Source organism: Erwinia sp. S38, from assembly GCF_016624545.1.
GTDB lineage: Bacteria > Pseudomonadota > Gammaproteobacteria > Enterobacterales > Enterobacteriaceae > Erwinia > Erwinia coffeiphila.
The window spans coordinates 45,816-66,365 of sequence record NZ_JACVTS010000010.1 but is presented as its reverse complement, the minus strand read 5'-3'; the positions used below and the strand labels follow the sequence as shown (position 1 = coordinate 66,365).

Sequence of the window (20,550 nt, the reverse complement as noted above, 5' to 3'; positions counted from 1 at the left end):
CCTGGTAGATGGGTTTCACGGCATCAATCTTAGCAGACTAACTATCTGTCGCTTCGACATTTTCTGTCTAATAATTTGCAGAATGTGAACAGAAGACAATGCAGAACTATACAGTTATCCTTATTTCCTTCATTTTTCGTAAGTTATAATTAGCTAAAATGAAGAGTGGACGCCTTTCGTCCCATCTGGACATATCCCCGCTACCGGAGAGCAAGAGAGTTAATGAAAGCACAGCGCCGTTTCCCCATTATCCCACTGGTTGTTATTCTTGCCGCACTGGTTGGCGGCGGCCTGTACTGGTGGCACAGCCATGCTGATGCTCCGGGAGCAAAACCTGACACAGCTGAAAAATCCGCGCATCCTCGTGGCCGTGGCGGGCGCGGCCCCGGTGGGCCAGGCGGTCCTGGCGGTATGGGCGCAGAATTAAGCCCGGTGCAGGCGGCCGTCGCGCAAAGCAAAAGCGTGCCGCAGTATCTCTCCGGCCTCGGAACCGTCACCGCCGCCAACACCGTCACCCTGCGCAGCCGCGTTGACGGCGATTTAGTTGCGCTGCACTTTACCGAAGGGCAGCAGGTGAAAGCCGGACAGCTGCTGGCCGAAATCGATCCCCGCCCGTGGCAGGTTGCGCTGATCCAGGCAGAAGGCCAGCTGGCGAAGGATCAGGCAACGCTGGCAAACGCCCGCCGCGACCTGGCGCGCTATGAAAAGCTGGCGAAAACCAGCCTGGTTTCGCAGCAGGACCTCGACACTCAGAAATCACTGGTTAGCGAAACGCTGGGCACGATTAAAGCCGATGAGGGCAGCGTTGCCAGCGCCAAACTCAACCTCACCTACAGCCGTATCACTTCACCGATCGATGGCCGCGTGGGCCTGAAACAGGTGGATATCGGCAACTACATCACCAGCGGCGATACCAATGGAATTGTGGTGATCACCCAGACGCACCCGATCGACCTGGTGTTCAGCCTGCCGGAAAATGATATCAGCGCCATTCTTAACGCACAGAAACAGGGCGCTGTTCCGGTCGAAGCCTGGGACCGCAGCAATAAAACGCTGCTGACGCAGGGTGCGCTGCTCAGCATGGATAACCAGATCGATACCACTACCGGCACCGTTAAACTGAAAGCCCGCTTCAGCAACGAGGATGACCGGCTGTTCCCTAATCAGTTTGTGAATGCTCGCCTGAAGGTCGCTACCCTACAGGATGCGATTGTGATCCCGGCAGCGGCGCTGCAAATGGGTAACGAGGGCCACTTTGTTTGGGTGGTCAACGCCGACAATAAAGTCAGCAAAAAATCCGTCACCGTGGGCATCCAGGACAGCGAAACCGTGGTGATTAGCAGCGGCCTGCAGGCCGGTGAAAAAGTCGTCACCGACGGCATCGATCGCCTGACCGAAGGTGCAAAAGTCGAAATCGTCGCCCCGCAGTCCACACCGTTGACCTCTGGTAAAAGCGCACAGCCAGCCAAGGGAGCCAGCGACTGATGCAGGGAATGCCTTCCACAACCGGCGGTGGACCATCGCGCCAGTTTATTCTGCGCCCGGTCGCCACCACGCTGCTGATGATTGCGATCCTGCTGGCCGGGATCATCGGTTATCGTTCTCTGCCCGTATCGGCACTGCCGGAAGTGGACTACCCCACGATTCAGGTGGTGACGCTCTACCCCGGTGCCAGCCCGGACGTGATGACCTCTGCGGTCACCGCCCCGCTGGAGCGCCAGTTTGGTCAGATGTCCGGCCTGAAACAGATGTCCTCGCAGAGCGCGGGCGGCGCCTCCGTGATAACGTTGCAGTTCCAGCTGACGCTGCCGCTGGACGTGGCCGAGCAGGAGGTGCAGGCCGCGATTAACGCCGCCACCAACCTGTTACCCAGCGATCTGCCAAACCCACCGGTTTACAGTAAGGTTAACCCGGCCGATCCGCCAATTATGACTCTCGCCGTCACCACCACCAGCATGCCGATGACCCAGGTGGCGGATATGGTGGAAACCCGCGTGGCGCAGAAAATCTCGCAGGTTTCCGGCGTCGGGCTGGTGACGATGTCCGGCGGGCAGCGCCCGGCGGTCAGAGTGAAACTGAACGCGCAGGCGCTGGCATCAATGGGCATCACTACCGAAACGGTGCGTACCGCCATCAGCAATGCCAACGTCAACTCGGCGAAGGGCAGCCTGGACGGCCCGGAACGCGCCATTACGCTGTCCGCCAACGACCAGATCAAAACCGCCGAAGGCTATCGCCAGCTAATCGTCACTTACCTTAACGGCGCGCCGGTGCGGCTGGGCGATGTCGCCACCGTTGAACAGGGTGCGGAAAACAGCTGGCTGGGGGCGTGGGCCAACCGCCAGCAGGCGATCGTGCTTAACGTCCAGCGCCAGCCGGGCGCCAATATTATTGATACGGCCGACAACATCCGCCAGATGCTGCCTGCGCTGACCGCCTCACTGCCAAAATCGGTGGACGTTAAGCTGCTGACCGACCGCACGACCAATATCCGCGCGTCGGTTAACGACGTACAGTTTGAGCTGCTGCTGGCCATTGCGCTGGTGGTCATGATTATTTATCTGTTCCTGCGCAACGTTCCCGCCACCATTATTCCGGCCGTGGCGGTGCCGCTGTCGCTGGTCGGCACCTTTGCGGTGATGTATTTCTGCGGCTTTTCGATCAACAACCTGACGCTGATGGCGTTAACCATCGCCACCGGCTTCGTGGTGGATGATGCGATCGTGGTGATCGAGAATATCTCGCGCTACATCGAGAAAGGCGAAAAACCGCTAACTGCCGCGCTGAAAGGTGCCGGAGAGATCGGCTTCACCATCATCTCCCTGACCTTCTCGCTGATTGCGGTACTGATCCCGCTGCTGTTTATGGGTGATATCGTCGGCAGGCTGTTCCGCGAATTTGCCGTGACGCTGGCGGTGGCGATCCTGATATCCGCCGTGGTCTCACTCACCCTGACGCCGATGATGTGCGCGCGCATGTTAAGCGTGGAGTCGCTGCGTAAACAGAATCGCTTCTCGCGCGCCAGCGAGGCGATGTTTGATAAGGTCATTGCCCACTACGGCAGCCTGCTGAGCCGGGTGCTGAATCATCCGTGGATTACCCTCGGTGTAGCGCTAAGCACGCTGGCGATCACCGTGATGCTGTGGCTGGTGATCCCGAAAGGCTTCTTCCCGGTGCAGGATAACGGCATTATCTCCGGCACCGTGCAGGCCTCACAGTCCGTTTCCTACGCCAGCATGGCGCAGCGCCAGCAGGAAGTGGCCTCGGTGATTATGAAAGATCCGGCGGTACAGAGCCTGACCTCGTTTGTCGGCGTCGACGGCACCAACTCGGCGCTGAACAGCGGCAGGCTGCAAATCAACCTCAAGCCGCTGGATGAGCGCGACGACCGCATCCCGGTGGTGATTGCCCGTCTGCAACAGCAGGTTGCGCAGATCCCCGGCATCAGCCTGTGGCTACAGCCGGTGCAGGATCTGACCATTGATACTCAGGTCAGCCGCACCCAGTATCAGTTTACGCTACAGGCCGGGTCGCTCGACTCGCTCAGCCTGTGGGTGCCGAAGCTGCTGGCAAAACTGAACACCATGCCGGAGCTGAAGGACGTCAGCAACGACTGGCAGGACCAGGGGCTGGAAGCCTATATCCGCGTCGATCGCGATACCGCCAGCCGTCTGGGTATTACCATGGCCGACGTGGATAACGCGCTGTATAACGCTTTCGGTCAGCGCCTGATCTCCACCATCTACACTCAGGCAAATCAGTACCGCGTGGTTCTGGAGCACGACACCACCGCCACGCCGGGCCTGGCTGCGCTGCAAAGCTTGCGGCTGAAAAGCACCGACGGCGGCAGCGTGCCGCTGAGCGCGATTGCCAGCGTTGAACAGCGCCACGGCGCGCTGAGCATTAACCACCTTGACCAGTTCCCGTCGGCGACCTTCTCGTTTAACGTCAGCGACGGCTACTCGCTGGAGCAGGCGGTGAATGCCGTCACTCAGGCCGAGAAGTCGATGGAAATGCCGGCGGAAATCATGACCCAGTTCCAGGGCAGCACCCTCGCCTTCCAGGCGGCACTTTCCAGCACCGTCTGGCTGATTGTGGCGGCCATCGTGGCGATGTATATCGTGCTGGGCATTCTTTATGAGAGCTTTATTCACCCGATTACCATTCTTTCCACGCTGCCCACCGCGGGCGTCGGTGCGCTGCTGGCGCTGTTGATTAGCGGCAGCGAGCTGGACGTGATCGCCATTATCGGCATCATCCTGCTGATTGGTATCGTGAAGAAGAACGCCATCATGATGATCGACTTTGCGCTGGCCGCCGAGCGCGAACAGGGCATGTCGCCGTACGATGCGATTTATCAGGCCTGCCTGCTGCGCTTCCGTCCGATCCTGATGACCACGCTGGCCGCCCTGCTCGGTGCGCTGCCGCTGATGCTGAGCACCGGCGTTGGCGCGGAGCTGCGCCGCCCGCTGGGTACGGCCATGGTCGGCGGGCTGATCGTCAGCCAGGTACTGACGCTGTTCACCACGCCGGTGATCTATCTGCTGTTTGACCGCCTCGCCCACGCCACTCGCCAGCGCTTCGCGCGCCGGGAGGCAGAGTGAAATTTTTCGCCCTGTTTATCCATCGCCCGGTCGCCACTATCCTGATGACCGTGGCGATCCTGCTGGCCGGTATTCTGGGCTTCCGCCTGCTGCCGGTGGCTCCGCTGCCGCAGGTGGATTTCCCGGTGATTATGATCAGCGCCTCGATGCCGGGTGCCTCACCGGAAACCATGGCTTCGTCCGTGGCGACGCCGCTGGAGCGCGCGCTGGGGCGTATTGCCGGCGTTACCGAGATGTCCTCCAGCAGCTCGCTCGGTTCCACGCGCATTATTCTGGTGTTTGACTACGACCGCGATATTAACGGTGCCGCCCGCGACGTGCAGGGCGCGATCAACGCTGCACAAAGCCTGCTGCCGAGCGGTATGCCCTCTCGGCCAACCTACCGTAAGGCCAACCCGTCCGACGCGCCGATCCTGATCATGACCCTGACCTCGGATACCTATTCGCAGGGCCAGCTGTATGACTATGCCTCCACCCAGCTGGCGCAAAAGCTGGCGCAGATTGAGGGCGTAGGAGATGTGTCGGTCGGCGGCAGCTCGCTGCCCGCGGTGCGCGTAGAGCTGAATCCGCAGGCGCTGTTTAACCAAGGCCTGTCGCTGGATGCGGTGCGGGAAACGATTGCCAACGCCAACGTGCGCAAGCCGCAGGGCGCGGTGGAAGATAACCACCACCGCTGGCAGCTGAAAACCAACGACGAGCTGAAAACCGCTGCGGAGTATCAACCGCTGATCGTGCACTACAGCAACGGCGCGGCGGTGCGGCTGAGCGACGTGGCCAACGTCACCGATTCGGTTGAGGACGTACGCAATGCCGGGATGGCCAACGCCAAACCGGCGATCCTGCTGATGATCCGCAAGTCGCAGGAAGCCAATATTATTGACACCGTCGACCGCATCCGCGCCGAAGTGCCGGAGCTGCGTAAGATTATCCCGGCATCCATTGAGCTGAACGTGGCGCAGGACCGCTCGCCGACAATTCGCGCCTCGCTGCACGAGGTAGAGCAGTCGCTGGCGATTTCCGTCGGGCTGGTGATTCTGGTGGTGTTTGCCTTCCTGCGCTCTGGCCGCGCCACGCTGATCCCGGCGGTGGCGGTGCCGGTTTCGCTAATCGGCACCTTTGCCGCCATGTACCTGTGCGGCTTCAGCCTCAACAACCTGTCGCTGATGGCGCTGACGGTCGCCACCGGCTTTGTGGTCGACGATGCGATAGTGGTGCTGGAGAATATATCCCGCCATGTGGAAGCCGGGATGAAGCCGGTGCAGGCGGCGCTGCAGGGCGTGCGCGAAGTCGGCTTTACCGTGGTGTCGATGAGCATTTCGCTGGTAGCGGTGTTCCTGCCGCTGCTGATGCTCGGCGGGTTGATTGGCAGGCTGTTTACCGAATTTGCCGTGACGCTGTCGGTGGCAATCGGTATTTCACTGCTGATCTCCATCACCCTGACGCCGATGATGTGCGGGCTGCTGCTGAAGCCGCAGCGCAAACATCAGCAGCCACGTATTCGCGGCTTCGGCAAGGTGCTGCTGGCCGTGCAGCAGGGGTATGGCCGTTCGCTGCGGGTGGTGCTGAATCACGCGCGCTGGACGCTGCTGGTGTTCTTCGCCACCATCGGCCTGACCATGTACCTTTACGTGTCCATTCCAAAAACCTTTATGCCGGAACAGGATACCGGGCGGCTGATGGGCTTTATTCAGGCCGACCAGAGCATCTCCTTCCAGTCGATCCGCGACAAGCTGCAGGACTTTATGCGCATTGTCCACGATGACCCGGCGGTGGAAAGCGTGGTTGGCTTTACCGGCGGATTCCGTACCAACAGTGGGTCGATGTTTATCTCGCTGAAACCACTGTCTGAACGTACCGAGAACGCCCAGCAGGTAATTGCCCGCCTGCGCGCCAAGCTGTCGAAGGAACCGGGGGCCAACCTGTTCCTGATGGCGGTACAGGATCTGCGCATCGGCGGGCGCGAGTCCAACGCTGGCTATCAGTATTCCCTGCTGTCGGACAGCCTGGACGACCTGCGCGAGTGGGAGCCAAAAATCCGCCGCGCCTTTGCCGCGCTGCCGGAGCTGGCCGACGTCAACTCGGACCAGGAAGACAAAGGCGCAGAGATGGCGCTGACCTACGACCGCGCGGCAATGTCCAGCCTGGGTATTGACGTGTCCGACGTCAACAACCTGCTGAACAACGCCTTCGGCCAGCGGCAGATCTCCACCATTTACCAGCCGCTGAACCAGTACAAAGTGGTGATGGAGGTCGATCCGCGCTACACCCAGGACATCAGCGCGCTGAACCAGATGTACGTGATTAACAGCGAAGGGAAACCGATCCCGCTGTCTTACTTTGCCAGCTGGAAACCGGCGAACTCGCCGCTGTCGGTCAACCACGAGGGGCTGTCGGCGTCCTCGACCATCTCCTTTAACCTGCCGGAAGGCGTGTCGCTCTCGCAGGCCTCGGCGGCGATCGACCGCAGCGTCACCGCGCTGGGCGTGCCGTCCAGCGTGCGCGGCAGTTTTGCCGGTACGGCGGCAGAGTTTGAGAAATCACAGAGCAGCCAGCTGTGGCTGATTATTGCGGCAATCGCCACCGTGTATATCGTGCTGGGCATTCTGTATGAGAGCTACGTCCATCCGCTGACCATTCTCTCCACCCTGCCCTCGGCGGGCGTCGGTGCGCTGCTGGCACTGGAACTGTTCGGCGCGCCGTTCAGCCTGATCGCGCTGATCGGCATTATGCTGCTGATCGGCATCGTGAAGAAGAACGCCATTATGATGGTGGACTTCGCCATTGAAGCGCAGCGCAAAGGCGGGCTGACGGCGCGTGAAGCCATTGAGCAGGCCAGCCTGCTTCGCTTCCGGCCGATTATGATGACCACCCTGGCCGCCCTGCTCGGCGCGCTGCCGCTGGTGCTGACCAGCGGTGACGGTGCCGAACTGCGCCAGCCGCTGGGGATCACTATCGTCGGCGGCCTGGTGATGAGCCAGCTGTTGACGCTGTACACCACGCCGGTGGTTTATCTGTATATGGATAAACTGCGCCGTAAGCCGCGCCCGCAGCCTGTGGTTGAGGAAGCCTGATGTGATCGCCTCGCCGCCCTCCTCCGTTCGCTGGCAGCTGTGGATCGTTGCCTTCGGGTTCTTTATGCAGACGCTGGACACCACCATCGTCAACACCGCGCTGCCGTCGATGGCCGCCAGCCTGCATGAAAGCCCGCTGCATATGCATTCGGTGATTGTCTCCTACGTGCTGACGGTGGCAATTATGCTGCCGGTCAGCGGCTGGCTGGCGGACAGGTTTGGCGTGCGCAACGTGTTTTTCAGCGCGATTATCCTGTTCAGCCTCGGTTCGCTGTGCTGTGCCCTTTCTGGCACGCTGGACCAGCTGATAATGGCGCGGGTGGTACAGGGCATCGGCGGGGCGATGATGGTGCCGGTGGGCCGCCTGACGGTGATGAAGCTGGTGCCGCGCGATCAGTATATGGCGGCAATGACCTTCGTCACGATACCGGGGCAGATTGGCCCGCTGATGGGGCCCACGCTGGGCGGCGTGCTGGTCGAGTACGCCAGCTGGCACTGGATTTTCCTGATTAATATTCCGGTGGGTATCGTCGGTGCTATCGCTACCCTGCGGCTGCTGCCCAACTTCACGCTGGTTACCCGCCGCTTCGATTTCACCGGCTATTTGCTGCTGGCGGTAGGGATGGCGACGCTGACTCTGGCGCTCGACGGCCAGCGCGGGCTGGGCATTTCTCCGCTGCTGCTGTGCCTGTTTATTCTTGCCGGGGTGTTTACGATGCTGTTTTATCTGCTGCACGCCCGCCACAACGATCTCGCCCTGTTCAGCCTCAAACTGTTTGATAATCGCGTGTTCTCCATCGGCCTGCTCGGCAGCCTGACCGCCCGCATCGGCAGCGGTATGCTGCCGTTTATGACGCCGCTTTTCCTGCAGATCGGCATGGGATACAGCCCCCTGCACGCCGGGCTGATGATGATCCCGATGGTACTGGGCAATATGGGCATGAAGCGCATCGTGGTACAGATCGTTAACCGTTTCGGCTATCGCCACGTGCTGGTGGGCTCCACCGTCGCGCTGGCGCTGGTAACGCTGCTTTTCCCGATGGTCGCGCTGCTGGGTTGGGATCTGCTGCTGCCGCTGGTGCTGTTTTTACAGGGCATGGTCAACGCTATTCGTTTTTCGGCGATGAATACCCTGACGCTGAAAGAGCTGCCGGATGACCTCGCCAGCAGCGGCAACAGCCTGCTGTCGATGGTGCAGCAGCTGTCGATGAGTATCGGCGTGACCGTTGCCGGGTTGCTGCTGGGCACGTTCGGCCACCAGGCGGTGGCGGACAGCCCGCTGGTACATCAGGCATTTATCTGGACCTACCTTTGTATGGCGCTGGTGATCGCCCTGCCCGCGCTGGTGTTCTGGCGCGTACCGGCGGAAATCGCCCCGAATACCGTACTGGCCCGCAGGAGAAAAAAATGATCTTTGCCCGCCTCCGCATCGGCATCACCGCTAAGCTGTTTGCAGCGATCTTATCAACCTGCATGCTGGTGCTGATCACCATGCACTGGGGCGTGCGCCTGAGCTTCGAGCACGGCTTTATCGACTACATTAAGCGCGGCAACGAACAGCGGATCACCATGCTCAGCGATGCGCTGGCCGATCAGTACGAACAGCACGGCAGCTGGACCTTCCTGCGCAATAACAACCGGCTGGTCTTTAATATTCTGCGCTCGCTGGATCAGAACCCGGAATCCAGCAACCAGCTGCCGCCGCACGGCTGGCGCACGCAGTTCTGGATTATCGATCAGAACTATCGCGTGATGATCGGTCCGCGCGGCCCGGTTCCGCCGGAAGGCACGCGCCGGGCGATTACCACCAGCGATAATAAAGTGGTCGGCTGGGTGGTCGGCTCCCCTTCTGAGCGCCTGACCCGCGTAGCGGATATTAACTTCGATCGGCAGCAAAACCGCACCAGCTGGATGATCGTCGGCCTGACCATGCTGCTGGCCGCGCTGGTGACCTGGCTGATGTCGCGCGGGCTGCTGGCCCCGGTTAAGCGCCTGGTTGAGGGCACGCATCATCTGGCCGCCGGTGATTTTACCAGCCGGGTGGAATCCACCAGCCGCGACGAGCTTGGCCGCCTGGCGCAGGATTTTAACCGCCTGGCCAGCACGCTGGAAAAGAACGAAAGCATGCGGCGTGCGTTTATGGCCGATATTTCCCACGAGCTGCGCACCCCGCTGGCGATCCTGCGCGGTGAGCTGGAGGCGATTCAGGACGGCGTGCGCAAACTGACGCCGGAGTCGATTATTTCGCTACAGGGCGAGGTCGCCACCCTGACCAAGCTGGTGGATGATGTCCACCAGCTGTCGCTGTCCGACGAGGGTGCGCTGGCCTATCGCAAGCGCGACACCGATCTGGTGCCGCTGCTGGAAATGGTCGCCGCTAACTTCCGCCATCGCTATGAGCAACAGGGCCTGCGGCTTAACCTGTCGCTGCCGGAGGCCGCGCCGCAGTTTGGCGATCCGGATCGGCTGGGGCAACTGTTCACTAACCTGATGGAAAACAGCCTGCGCTATACCGATGCCGGCGGCAGCCTGAGCATATATCTGGAGCCCGGCCCCGGCGGAAACCTGCTGCGTTTTGAAGACAGCGCGCCGGGGGTGAATGACGATCAGCTCAAACAGATTTTTGAACGTTTCTATCGCGCCGAGGGGTCACGCAACCGCGCCAGCGGTGGCTCGGGGCTGGGGCTGGCGATCTGCCAGAATATTGTTGCGGCCCACGACGGCACGCTCAGCGCCGCGCATTCTTCCGCCGGGGGGCTGAAAATTACGGTAAGCTTACTCAATAAACCGCACTGATTTATCCGTACTGAGGAAGTGATATGGAGCAGGAAAAACCGGCACCGTTGATTTTAATCGTCGAAGATGAACCCAAGCTTGGCCAGCTGCTGGTGGATTATCTGCAGGCCGCCAACTATCGCACGCACCACCTGCTGCGCGGCGACGAGGCGCTGGAGTGGGCGAAGCAGAATTCACCCGACCTGATGCTGCTGGACCTGATGCTGCCGGGGCTGGATGGCCTGTCGGTATGCCGCGAGCTGCGCCGCTTCTCCGAGCTGCCGGTCATTATGGTCACCGCCAAAACCGAAGAGATCGATCGCCTGCTGGGGCTGGAGATTGGCGCGGACGACTATATCTGCAAACCGTTCAGCCCGCGGGAAGTGGTGGCACGGGTGAAAACCATTCTGAAGCGCTGCCTGCGGCCAAAAGAAGAGGCGGTGCAAACCTCGCTGCTGTGCATGGATGAAAACCGCTTCCAGGCCAGCTGGGATGATAAACCGCTGGATCTGACCCCCGCCGAGTTCCGTCTGTTGAAAACCCTCGCCCACGAGCCGGGCAAGGTATTTTCCCGCGAACAGCTACTGAACCAGCTGTACGACGATTACCGCGTGGTGACCGACCGCACCATCGACAGCCATATTAAAAATCTGCGCCGCAAGCTGGAATCGCTGGATGCCAGCCAGCCGTTTATCCGCGCAGTCTACGGCATGGGCTATCGCTGGGAAGCCGATATCTGCCGATTGATTTAGATCAACTAATCTCCTGCTTCCCTGCCTTACAATCCCGCACCGAAATCTGCCCTTAGCGACGCCACGCCGCAAAGGGCAGCCATCCTGGCAATATCTGACCTGACATCAGACTGAGAAAACATGTTTAAACCGGAACTCCTCTCCCCGGCCGGCACGCTGAAAAATATGCGTTACGCCTTCGCGTATGGCGCAGACGCCGTTTACGCCGGTCAGCCGCGCTACAGCCTGCGCGTGCGCAACAACGAATTCAACCACCAGAACCTGGCGATCGGCATCAACGAAGCCCACGCCCAGGGCAAAAAATTTTACGTGGTGGTCAACATCGCCCCGCACAACGCCAAGCTGAAAACCTTTATCCGCGATCTTCAGCCGGTGATCGATATGGGGCCGGATGCGCTGATTATGTCCGATCCCGGTCTGATTATGCTGGTGCGCGAGGCCTTCCCGCAGATGGATATTCATCTGTCGGTGCAGGCCAACGCGGTGAACTGGGCGACGGTGAAGTTCTGGCAGCAAATGGGCCTGACGCGGGTGATCCTGTCGCGCGAGCTGTCGCTGGAAGAAATCAGCGAAATACGCCAGCAGGTGCCGGAAATTGAACTGGAGATCTTCGTCCACGGCGCGCTGTGCATGGCCTATTCAGGGCGCTGCCTGCTTTCCGGCTATATCAACAAGCGCGACCCGAACCAGGGAACCTGCACCAACGCCTGCCGCTGGGAATACAACGTGGAAGAAGGCAAAGAGGATGCGATTGGTAACATCGTCCATCGCCAGCAGCCGATCGCAGTGCAGAACGTTGAACCGACGCTGGGCGTGGGCCAGCCGACCGACAAGGTGTTTATGATCGAAGAGGCGATGCGCCCCGGCGAATATATGACCGCCTTTGAGGACGAGCACGGCACCTACATTATGAATTCGAAGGATCTGCGTGCGGTAGCGCACGTGGAGCGGCTGACGCAGATGGGCGTGCATTCGCTGAAAATTGAAGGCCGCACCAAGTCGTTTTACTACTGCGCGCGTACGGCACAGGTTTACCGCCGGGCCATCGACGATGCCGCCGCCGGTAAGCCGTTCGACCCCGCCCTGCTGGAAACGCTGGAAGGGCTGGCGCACCGCGGCTATACCGAAGGCTTCCTGCGCCGCCATACGCACGACAGCTATCAGAGCTACGACGCGGGCTATTCGGTTTCCGACCGTCAGCAGTTTGTCGGTGAGTTTACCGGTGAACGTCGTGGCGCGCTGGCGCAGGTGGACGTGAAGAACAAATTCAGCGTTGGCGACAGTCTGGAGCTGATGACCCCCGCGGGCAATATCAACTTCACGCTGACGCAGATGGAGAACGGCAAGGCACAGGCGATTGAGGTGGCACCGGGCAACGGCCATCTGGTGTGGCTGCCGCTGCCGGAGGAGATGGACCTGCAGTATGCGCTGCTGATGCGTAACCTGGCGGGAACCACCACGCGCAATCCGCATGCGGTGGAACTGGCAAAAGAAGTTTCATAAGGTTATCGATCTTAGAATCCGATCACAGTCCCGGGGGAGGTTCCCCGTTATTATGCGCTGGCTCCTAACGACAAACATTAAACAGCATTCTCTGCACGTCCGGATATCAAGCTGAGTTCCGGGCGGAATGAACCACCTCATTGGCCCGGTCGGCTCCCCCGTCCGGGCTTTTTCTTGTCCTTTTTTCCGAAAATATTCCCTTCTGGCGCTCCACAGTTCACCGTCTGTAACAGGATATGCTATATCTTGAATCCATCCTTTACCCACTTCAGGAAAATAAAAAAATGGTAAACGATTCAATCACGCTGGCGATTTTGAACGGTAAAAGCGCGGGCAATGAGGATCTGCGCCAGGCGATTGCCACTCTGCGCAAGGAAGGCTACCGGCTGGAAGTACGTGTGACCTGGGAACACGGCGACGGCGAGCGCTACGTGCGTGAAGCGGTGGATCTGAATGCCACCACGGTGATTGCCGCCGGCGGCGACGGCACGATTAATGAGATTGCCACCGCGCTGGCCGGTCTGCCACCTGAACGGCGGCCTGTGCTGGGTATTGTACCGTTGGGTACGGCTAATGATTTCGCCACCAGCGCGGGCATTCCGCTGGAGATGGAGAATGCGCTGCGGCTGGCAATTATCGGCAAGGCGACGGCCATTGATTTAGCGCGGGTAAACGGCGATCGCTATTTTATCAATATGGCGACCGGCGGTTTCGGCACGCGCATTACGACGGAAACGCCGGAGAAGCTGAAGTCGGCGCTGGGCGGCGTGTCCTATTTTATTCACGGTTTGATGCGGATGGATACGCTGAAGGCGGACAGTTGCCATCTTCGCGGTCCGGATTTCGACTGGCAGGGTGATGCGCTGGTGATTGGGATTGGTAACGGCAGGCAGGCGGGCGGCGGTCAGCGTCTTTGCCCTCAGGCGTTGATTAATGACGGTAAGCTGGAGTTGACGATTGCCACGTCGCAAGAGCTGTTGCCGACGCTGTTGCATACGTTGACCAGTGATGGTGAGAATCCGAATTTGATTACAGCGTCGCTGCCGTGGCTGACGATTGATGCGCCGAATGAGATGACGTTTAATCTGGACGGCGAGCCGTTGACGGGGACGAAGTTCAGGATTGAGGTGATGCCGGATGCGTTGGAGTGTCGGTTGCCGCCGTCTTGTGAGCTGCTGGCGTAGTTTTGGATTCGGTGTTTGCAGAGTCGTGAGTTAGCGCTGGCTGGTTGTGCCCCCGCTCGGTCGTCCTCGCGCCGCGTTGCGGTTCCTTCACTTCGTTCGTCAGCCCGTCGGACCGTCACAGACGCGCGTCCTGCGCGGCTGTGACTTTCGGCCGCGTCCATGCGGCCGAATCCTGGCTTCCTCTCTGCGTTCAGCGCTGCGGATTGCCCGATCGGGGTCACAGCCAGCCTGCTTTCTGACTTTTGTATTGCCTGAAAACCCAAAAGCAAAAGCGATGAAATTGCCTGGAGGGTAAAGCCTCTGCTGCTGCGTAAGGGCATCCGCAGCGCTGAGGTGGAGCCATTGCGCCAGGAGACGACAGCAGGGATGCTGGCGTCAGGCCTGGTTTGAACAGGGACGTTCAATCCTGGCCGGTCCGACCGGCACAATGGCGTAACCGAAGGCACCGTGCCATGCACGGCGCGAGGACCGCCCTGGAGCAGCAGCAGAGGCTGAACCCCAAACACCCATTTCACAGCGCCCTCCCCCCAATCTGTGATCCCCCTCGAAAATCCAATCAATCTAACTTGTATGGTAGTACGTCATTAGCGTAATTTTGCGCCATAGTGAGTCAACAAGGCGAATTGAAATGAAAATTGTTAAAGCGGAAGTGTTTGTCACCTGCCCCGGCAGAAACTTTGTCACGCTGAAGATCACCACCGATCAGGGACTCACCGGGATCGGTGATGCCACGCTCAACGGCCGTGAACTGCCCGTCGCGTTCTACCTGAAAGATCACGTCTGCCCGCAGCTGATCGGCCGCGATGCCCACCAGATCGAAGACATCTGGCAGTTCTTCTACAAAGGGGCCTACTGGCGTCGCGGGCCGGTCACCATGTCCGCGATCTCTGCCGTTGACCAGGCGCTGTGGGATATCAAAGCCAAAGCCGCCAACATGCCGCTTTACCAGCTGCTCGGCGGCGCATCGCGTACCGGAGTGATGGTCTATTGCCATACCACCGGCCACAGCATCGATGAAGTGATGGACGACTACGCCAAACATAAAGAGCTGGGCTTTAAGGCAATTCGCGCCCAGTGCGGCGTGCCGGGAATGAAAACCACCTACGGCATGGCCAAGGGCAAAGGCGAAGCCTACGAGCCGGCAACGAAAGGCGCGCAGCCGGAAGAACAGCTGTGGTCGACCGAAAAATACCTCGACTTCACGCCAAAACTGTTCGATGCCATCCGCAATAAATTCGGCTTTGACGAACACCTGCTGCACGACATGCACCACCGCCTGACGCCAATCGAAGCCGCGCGCTTCGGCAAAAGCGTAGAGGACTATCGCCTGTTCTGGATGGAAGACCCGACCCCGGCCGAAAACCAGGAGAGCTTCCGCCTGATCCGCCAGCACACCGTCACGCCGATTGCGGTGGGTGAAGTGTTTAACAGCATCTGGGACTGCAAACAGCTGATTGAAGAACAGCTGATCGACTATATCCGCACCACCATCACCCACGCGGGCGGCATTACCGGCATGCGCCGCATCGCCGACTTCGCCTCGCTGTATCAGGTGCGTACCGGATCTCACGGACCGAGCGACCTGTCGCCAATCTGCATGGCCGCCGCCCTGCACTTCGATCTGTGGGTGCCAAACTTCGGCGTGCAGGAGTACATGGGCTACTCCGAGCAGATGCTGGAAGTGTTCCCGCACAGCTGGACATTTGATAACGGCTATATGCATCCGGGCGAAAAACCGGGCCTCGGCATTGAGTTCGACGAAAAGCTGGCGGCGAAATATCCCTATGAACCGGCGTATCTGCCCGTTGCCCGTCTGGAAGACGGCACGCTGTGGAACTGGTAAGGAGAGCATGATGAAAAGCGTGGTCATTGAACGTCCCGGCGATCTTCAGATTCAGGAACGTCCGCTGCCGCTGCCGGAAGCGGGCGAAGTCAGGGTGAAAGTGCAGTACGCCAGCATCTGCGGGTCCGATGTGCATATCTGGCACGGGCATAATCCCTTTGCCCGCTATCCGCGTACCATCGGCCACGAGTTCTTTGGCCTGATTGATGCGGTGGGCGACGGCGTGGACGGCGCGCGCATTGGCGAGCGCGTAGCGGTCGATCCGGTGGTCAGCTGCGGTCACTGCTATCCCTGCTCCATCGGTCGCCCCAACGTCTGCAAAGAGCTGCAGGTGATCGGCGTGCATCGCGACGGCGGCTTCAGCGAATATGCGCTTGCCCCCGCCGCGAATGCCTGGCGGCTGCCGGAAAGCATTCCCGATACGCTGGCCAGTCTGGTGGAACCGTTTACCATCGCCGCCAATATCACCGCGTTTTTACAGCCACAGCCCAGCGACGTGGCGCTGATCTACGGTGCCGGCCCGATGGGGCTGACCGCGATTCAGGTGCTGAAAGGCGTTTATGGCGTGAAAACGGTGATCGTCGCCGACCGGATAACCGAACGACTGACTCTGGCGCTGAACAACGGTGCGGATCGCGCGCTGAACAACAGCGAAATCCCGCTGGCAGAACAGCTCGATGGCGTGCAGCCAACGCTGATTATTGATGCCGCCTGCCACCCGTCAATTCTTGCCGAAGCGGCCGCACTGGCCTCACCTGCCGGGCGCATCGGCCTGCTCGGTTTCTCCGGCGAGCCCTGCGCTATCACCCAGCAAAGCCTGACCAGCAAAGAGCTGTCGCTGTTTACCTCCCGACTAAACAGCAACCGCTTCCCGCAGGTGATTGCCTGGATCGAACAGGGGCTAATCGAACCGGAAAAGCTGGTCACCCATACCCTGCCGCTCAGCCAGATCGAACAGGCGATGACCCTGTTTGAGAAGGACCCGCGCAGCTGCTGCAAAGTGATTTTAAAAGTCAGCTAGCAAAACACCGGGGGGTTTGACCCAGCCCTCCGGCCACAATACCTCTACCTACAGCCCCCAACCGCCAGCAGGCCGGAAAGAGGGGAAGGAGTCATGATGATTAAAAACCTGCGCTGGACCATCGTACTGCTGCTGTTTCTTGTCTATATGATCAACTACCTCGATCGCGTGGCGCTGTCGCTGACCGTGCCGATGATCGAGAAAGACCTGATGCTGAATGCCGAAGAGTTCGGCCTGATTTTCGGCAGCTTCTTCTTCGGCTATGCCATTTTTAACTTCGTTGGCGGCCTGGCAACGGACCGCTTCGGGCCAACCCTCACCCTCGGCGTGGCGGTCGGCATGTGGTCGCTGTTCTGCGGCTTTACCGCGCTGGCCACCGGCTTCTGGTCGATGCTGATCCTGCGCGTGCTGTTCGGCATGGCGGAAGGCCCGATCTGCGCCTCGGCAAACAAGGCGATTAACGGCTGGTTCCCGAAAAAACAGGCGGCCACCGCGATGGGGCTGCTCAGCGCCGGTTCACCGCTCGGCGGCGCGATTGCTGGCCCGATTATTGGCTATCTGTCCCTGGCCTTCGGCTGGCGCCCGGCGTTCGCCATTATCTGTTCAATCGGCATTATCTGGATGGTGGTGTGGTTCTTTATTGCCGCCGATAACCCGCTGAAGAGCAAGCTGATTAGCGAACGCGAGCGCGCCCTGATCGCCCAGATGAAAGACGAGCAGCTGAGCGCCGAGGAAGAACTGTCCCAGTCGCAGCACGGCCTGGGCCACTATCTGCGCCAGCCGATTATTCTGGTCACCGCCTTCGCCTTCTTCTGCTACAACTATATTCTGTTCTTCTTCCTCAGCTGGTTCCCGGCCTATCTGGTGCAGTCGCACGGGCTGGATATCAAGGCGATGAGCATCACCACCATGATCCCGTGGATTGTGGGCTTCGTGGGGCTGGCGCTGGGTGGGATTATCTCCGACAAGATTTTCCGCATGACCGGCAAACTGCTGCTGTCGCGTAAAATTGTGCTGGTGGTGTGCCTGTTCGCCGCCGCAATCTGCGTGGCCTGCGCGGGAACGGTGAAAGACGTGGTGCCTGCGGTTGGACTGATGTCGGTGTCTATCTTCTTCCTGTATATCACCGGGGCGATCTACTGGGCGATTATTCAGGACGTGGTGCATAAAAGCCGCGTCGGCAGCATCAGCGGCTTTATCCACCTGATCGGCAGCATCTCCGGGATTATCGGGCCGATTGCTACCGGCTACATCGTGCAGCATACCGGTAAGTTCGACAGCGCCTTTATCCTCGCCGGTGGCATCGCCGCGCTGGGTGCCCTGCTGGTGCTGGTGGTGGTGCGTCCGCCGAAAAAATACAGTAAGACTGTTTCAGTTTAAATGGTTGTGCGGGGCGATCCCCCGCACCTTCAATTAAGGATAATTTATGTTGTCTGTCGAAAACCTCCCTGCCGGCGTGCTGCAACCCGCGTATGACCGCCAGGCATTACAAACGCGAATGGTGCATATCGGCTTCGGTGCCTTCCACCGTGCGCATCAGGCGGTGTGCAGCGACAGGCTGGCTGCCGAGCAGGGCAGCGACTGGGGTTACTGCGAAATCAATCTGAACAACGGCGAGGCGATTCATGCGCTGCGCCAGCAGCAGCTGTGCTACAGCGTGGCGGAAATGGCCGATGACCGGCTGGATCTGCGGATTATTGGCGTGGTCACCCAGGCGCTGCACGGCCAGTCGGACGGCGTGGAGGCGGTGATTGACGCGCTAAGCCAGCCGGAGGTTGCGATTGTATCGATGACGGTAACCGAAAAAGGTTACTGCCACCATCCGGCCAGCGGCGAGCTGAATCTGCAACACCCGGCGATCGTTCACGACCTCGCGAACCCCGATGTGCCGCAGTCGCTGCCGGGGATTATTCTGGCCGCCATCCGCCGCCGCCGTGAACGGGGTCTGCCACCGTTTAGCGTGATGTCCTGCGACAATATGCCGGAGAACGGCCACGTCACTCGCCGGGTGATTAGCCAGCTGGCGCGTCAGCAGGAGCCGGAACTGGCGGAGTGGATCGCCGATAACCTCACCTTCCCTTCCACCATGGTGGACCGCATTGTTCCGGCAATGACCGATGAAACGCACCGTGCCCTGCGCGAACAGCTGGGCTGCGACGATCCGGCGGGCGTGGTGTGTGAGCCGTTCTTCCAGTGGGTGATCGAGGATAATTTCGTCAGCGGACGCCCGCGCTGGGAGCTGGCGGGGGCCGAACTGGTGGCAGACGTACTGCCGTTCGAAGAGATGAAACTGCGCATGCTTAACGGCAGCCACTCGTTCCTCGCCTATCTGGGTAATCTGGCAGGCTACGAGCATATCAGCGACTGCATGGATGATGAGCTGTTTCAACTGGCCGCGCGCCGCCTGATGCTGTCAGAGCAGGCGGTAACCCTGCGCACCCGCGGCGTGGACCTGGAAGCCTACGCCGACTCGCTGATTGCCCGCTATCGCAACCGCGCCATCAAACATCGCACCGCGCAGATTGCCAATGACGGCACGCAGAAGCTGCCGCAGCGCTTGCTGGACAGCATTCGCTGGCATTTACAGCACGGTAGTGATTTCGATCTGCTGGCGCTGGGCGTGGCGGGCTGGATGCGCTACGTTGGCGGCGTCAGCGAGCAGGGAGAAGCGATTAGCATCAACGATCCGCTGCGCGCGGAGCTGGCCCAACGCGTGGCCGGGAGCCGGGAGGGCAGCGAACGTGTCGCCGCGCTGCTGGCGCTGAGCAGCGTATTCGGCCACGATCTGCCCGCCAGCACCGCGTTTGTCGCCAGGGTGAGTCATTTCTACCGCCTGCTGCTGGATCAGGGGGCAAAAAGGACCGTTCATCAGCTGGTCAAGCCGGACTGCTGACCGCATTTGCACCGCCCGCATGCCGGGGCCGATAAAGCCCTGGCGCTCCGCCATCTTGCTGATTAGACTGAACGCTTTGCTACCATGCGCAGACGGGTTGAGATGACCTGCCGCTAAAGGGACGTTGCCGAATGTCGACTGTATATACCATTACCGCCAGCGAACCGGTAAATCAGCAGATTTACCGCTATCTGCGCCATGAAATTGTCACCTGTGCCATTCCTCCCGGCTGCCTGTTGTCCGAAAAAGACGTCTCCAGCCGCTTTAACGTCTCTCGCCAGCCGGTGCGGGAAGCCTTTATCAAACTGGCCGAGGCCGGGCTGGTCCAGGTTCTGCCGCAGCGCGGCACCTTCGTACGCAAGATATCGGCGCAGCGGGTGGCCGACGGGCGCTTTATCCGCGAAGCCGTAGAAGTGGCCGTAGTGCGCAGAGCGGCACAGGAAGCCAGTGCAACCGGGCTTGCCGCGCTGGAGCACAACCTGCAACTGCAGAAATTGGCGGCGGAGCGCCACGACAGCCAGGCCTTTCTGGTACTCGACGATGAGTTCCACCGCCTGATAGCCGAGAGCATTGACTGCGGGCTGGCATGGGAAACGGTAGAAAACATCAAGGCCACCATGGACCGGGTACGTTTTCTGACCCTCAGCAAGGTCTCGCCGCCGGAGAGTTTGATAGAGCAGCACTGGAAAATCTATCAGGCGCTGGTGGCGAAAGACGCTAATGCTGCTGAGAGCGCCATGCGCACTCATCTGCAGGAGATGATCTTCTCTATAACTCCGATAGCAGAACAGAATAGCGAATGGTTCGAAGCTGTATAAAACAGCGCTTCGGGGCGAAAAATGCGCCCCGCCCCTCTTTTTTCGCTATTCATGAGGCGTACAGACAAGAATTGACGGTGTAAGAC

13 protein-coding genes are annotated in these 20,550 nt (G+C 60.0%); all 13 read left to right on the top strand.

The annotated features are described in order from the left end of the window. Nucleotides 1-222: 222 nt before the first annotated feature. The 13 genes from IBT46_RS12835 (at nucleotide 223) to IBT46_RS12775 (ending at nucleotide 20,464) form a co-directional block, all read left to right on the top strand. The gene (locus IBT46_RS12835; protein WP_200545984.1) at nucleotides 223-1,485 is read left to right on the top strand and encodes an MdtA/MuxA family multidrug efflux RND transporter periplasmic adaptor subunit; all 1,263 of its coding nucleotides are present in this window, start codon (nucleotides 223-225) and stop codon (nucleotides 1,483-1,485) included. Beyond that, on the top strand, nucleotides 1,485-4,604 hold the full coding sequence (locus IBT46_RS12830) for an MdtB/MuxB family multidrug efflux RND transporter permease subunit (RefSeq protein ID WP_200545983.1): 3,120 nt from the start codon (nucleotides 1,485-1,487) through the stop codon (nucleotides 4,602-4,604). The genes IBT46_RS12835 and IBT46_RS12830 overlap by 1 nt, the downstream gene beginning before the upstream one ends. Continuing rightward, on the top strand, nucleotides 4,601-7,675 hold the full coding sequence (gene mdtC / locus IBT46_RS12825) for a multidrug efflux RND transporter permease subunit MdtC (protein WP_200545982.1): 3,075 nt from the start codon (nucleotides 4,601-4,603) through the stop codon (nucleotides 7,673-7,675). Before IBT46_RS12830 ends, mdtC begins: the two co-directional genes overlap by 4 nt. A gap of 4 nt (nucleotides 7,676-7,679) precedes the next feature. Further along, on the top strand, nucleotides 7,680-9,086 hold the full coding sequence (gene mdtD, locus IBT46_RS12820; RefSeq protein ID WP_200546084.1) for a multidrug transporter subunit MdtD: 1,407 nt from the start codon (nucleotides 7,680-7,682) through the stop codon (nucleotides 9,084-9,086). Beyond that, nucleotides 9,086-10,471, top strand: coding sequence for a two-component system sensor histidine kinase BaeS (baeS, locus tag IBT46_RS12815; RefSeq protein WP_200546083.1), 1,386 nt, complete (start codon nucleotides 9,086-9,088; stop codon nucleotides 10,469-10,471). The genes mdtD and baeS overlap by 1 nt, the downstream gene beginning before the upstream one ends. 23 nt (nucleotides 10,472-10,494) lie before the next feature. Then, nucleotides 10,495-11,202: a two-component system response regulator BaeR gene (gene baeR, locus IBT46_RS12810; RefSeq protein ID WP_105591395.1), complete on the top strand. Its 708-nt coding sequence runs from the start codon at nucleotides 10,495-10,497 to the stop codon at nucleotides 11,200-11,202. Between the two features lie 120 nt (nucleotides 11,203-11,322). Continuing rightward, nucleotides 11,323-12,705, top strand: a complete 1,383-nt coding sequence (gene yegQ / locus IBT46_RS12805; protein ID WP_200545981.1) for a tRNA 5-hydroxyuridine modification protein YegQ — start codon at nucleotides 11,323-11,325, stop codon at nucleotides 12,703-12,705. A 284-nt stretch (nucleotides 12,706-12,989) separates the two neighbouring features. Then, complete coding sequence (yegS, locus tag IBT46_RS12800) at nucleotides 12,990-13,889, top strand: lipid kinase YegS (RefSeq protein WP_200545980.1); 900 nt, start codon at nucleotides 12,990-12,992, stop codon at nucleotides 13,887-13,889. A gap of 628 nt (nucleotides 13,890-14,517) precedes the next feature. Next, nucleotides 14,518-15,732: a D-mannonate dehydratase ManD gene (gene manD, locus IBT46_RS12795; RefSeq protein ID WP_200545979.1), complete on the top strand. Its 1,215-nt coding sequence runs from the start codon at nucleotides 14,518-14,520 to the stop codon at nucleotides 15,730-15,732. 10 nt (nucleotides 15,733-15,742) lie between these two features. Continuing rightward, a complete protein-coding gene (locus tag IBT46_RS12790; RefSeq protein WP_200546082.1) occupies nucleotides 15,743-16,753 on the top strand; it encodes a Zn-dependent oxidoreductase in 1,011 nt (336 codons plus the stop codon). A gap of 96 nt (nucleotides 16,754-16,849) precedes the next feature. Then, entirely contained in the window at nucleotides 16,850-18,133 is a 1,284-nt protein-coding gene (locus IBT46_RS12785) for an MFS transporter (RefSeq protein WP_200546081.1), read from the top strand. A 46-nt stretch (nucleotides 18,134-18,179) separates the two neighbouring features. After that, nucleotides 18,180-19,646 (top strand): mannitol dehydrogenase family protein, encoded by a 1,467-nt coding sequence (locus tag IBT46_RS12780; protein WP_200545978.1) that lies wholly within the window; start codon nucleotides 18,180-18,182, stop codon nucleotides 19,644-19,646. A gap of 131 nt (nucleotides 19,647-19,777) precedes the next feature. After that, a complete protein-coding gene (locus IBT46_RS12775) occupies nucleotides 19,778-20,464 on the top strand; it encodes a GntR family transcriptional regulator (protein ID WP_105591387.1) in 687 nt (228 codons plus the stop codon). Nucleotides 20,465-20,550: the final 86 nt, after the last annotated feature.

Excerpts from the sequence above, each read along its gene's own strand:
- IBT46_RS12835 (WP_200545984.1), top strand. The coding sequence starts at position 223 with ATGAAAGCACAGCGCCGTTTCCCCATTATCCCACTGGTTGTTATTCTT.
- IBT46_RS12830 (WP_200545983.1), top strand. The coding sequence starts at position 1,485 with ATGCAGGGAATGCCTTCCACAACCGGCGGTGGACCATCGCGCCAGTTT.
- baeR (WP_105591395.1), top strand. The coding sequence starts at position 10,495 with ATGGAGCAGGAAAAACCGGCACCGTTGATTTTAATCGTCGAAGATGAA.
- yegQ (WP_200545981.1), top strand. The coding sequence starts at position 11,323 with ATGTTTAAACCGGAACTCCTCTCCCCGGCCGGCACGCTGAAAAATATG.
- yegS (WP_200545980.1), top strand. The coding sequence starts at position 12,990 with ATGGTAAACGATTCAATCACGCTGGCGATTTTGAACGGTAAAAGCGCG.
- manD (WP_200545979.1), top strand. The coding sequence starts at position 14,518 with ATGAAAATTGTTAAAGCGGAAGTGTTTGTCACCTGCCCCGGCAGAAAC.
- IBT46_RS12790 (WP_200546082.1), top strand. The coding sequence starts at position 15,743 with ATGAAAAGCGTGGTCATTGAACGTCCCGGCGATCTTCAGATTCAGGAA.
- IBT46_RS12785 (WP_200546081.1), top strand. The coding sequence starts at position 16,850 with ATGATTAAAAACCTGCGCTGGACCATCGTACTGCTGCTGTTTCTTGTC.
- IBT46_RS12780 (WP_200545978.1), top strand. The coding sequence starts at position 18,180 with ATGTTGTCTGTCGAAAACCTCCCTGCCGGCGTGCTGCAACCCGCGTAT.
- IBT46_RS12775 (WP_105591387.1), top strand. The coding sequence starts at position 19,778 with ATGTCGACTGTATATACCATTACCGCCAGCGAACCGGTAAATCAGCAG.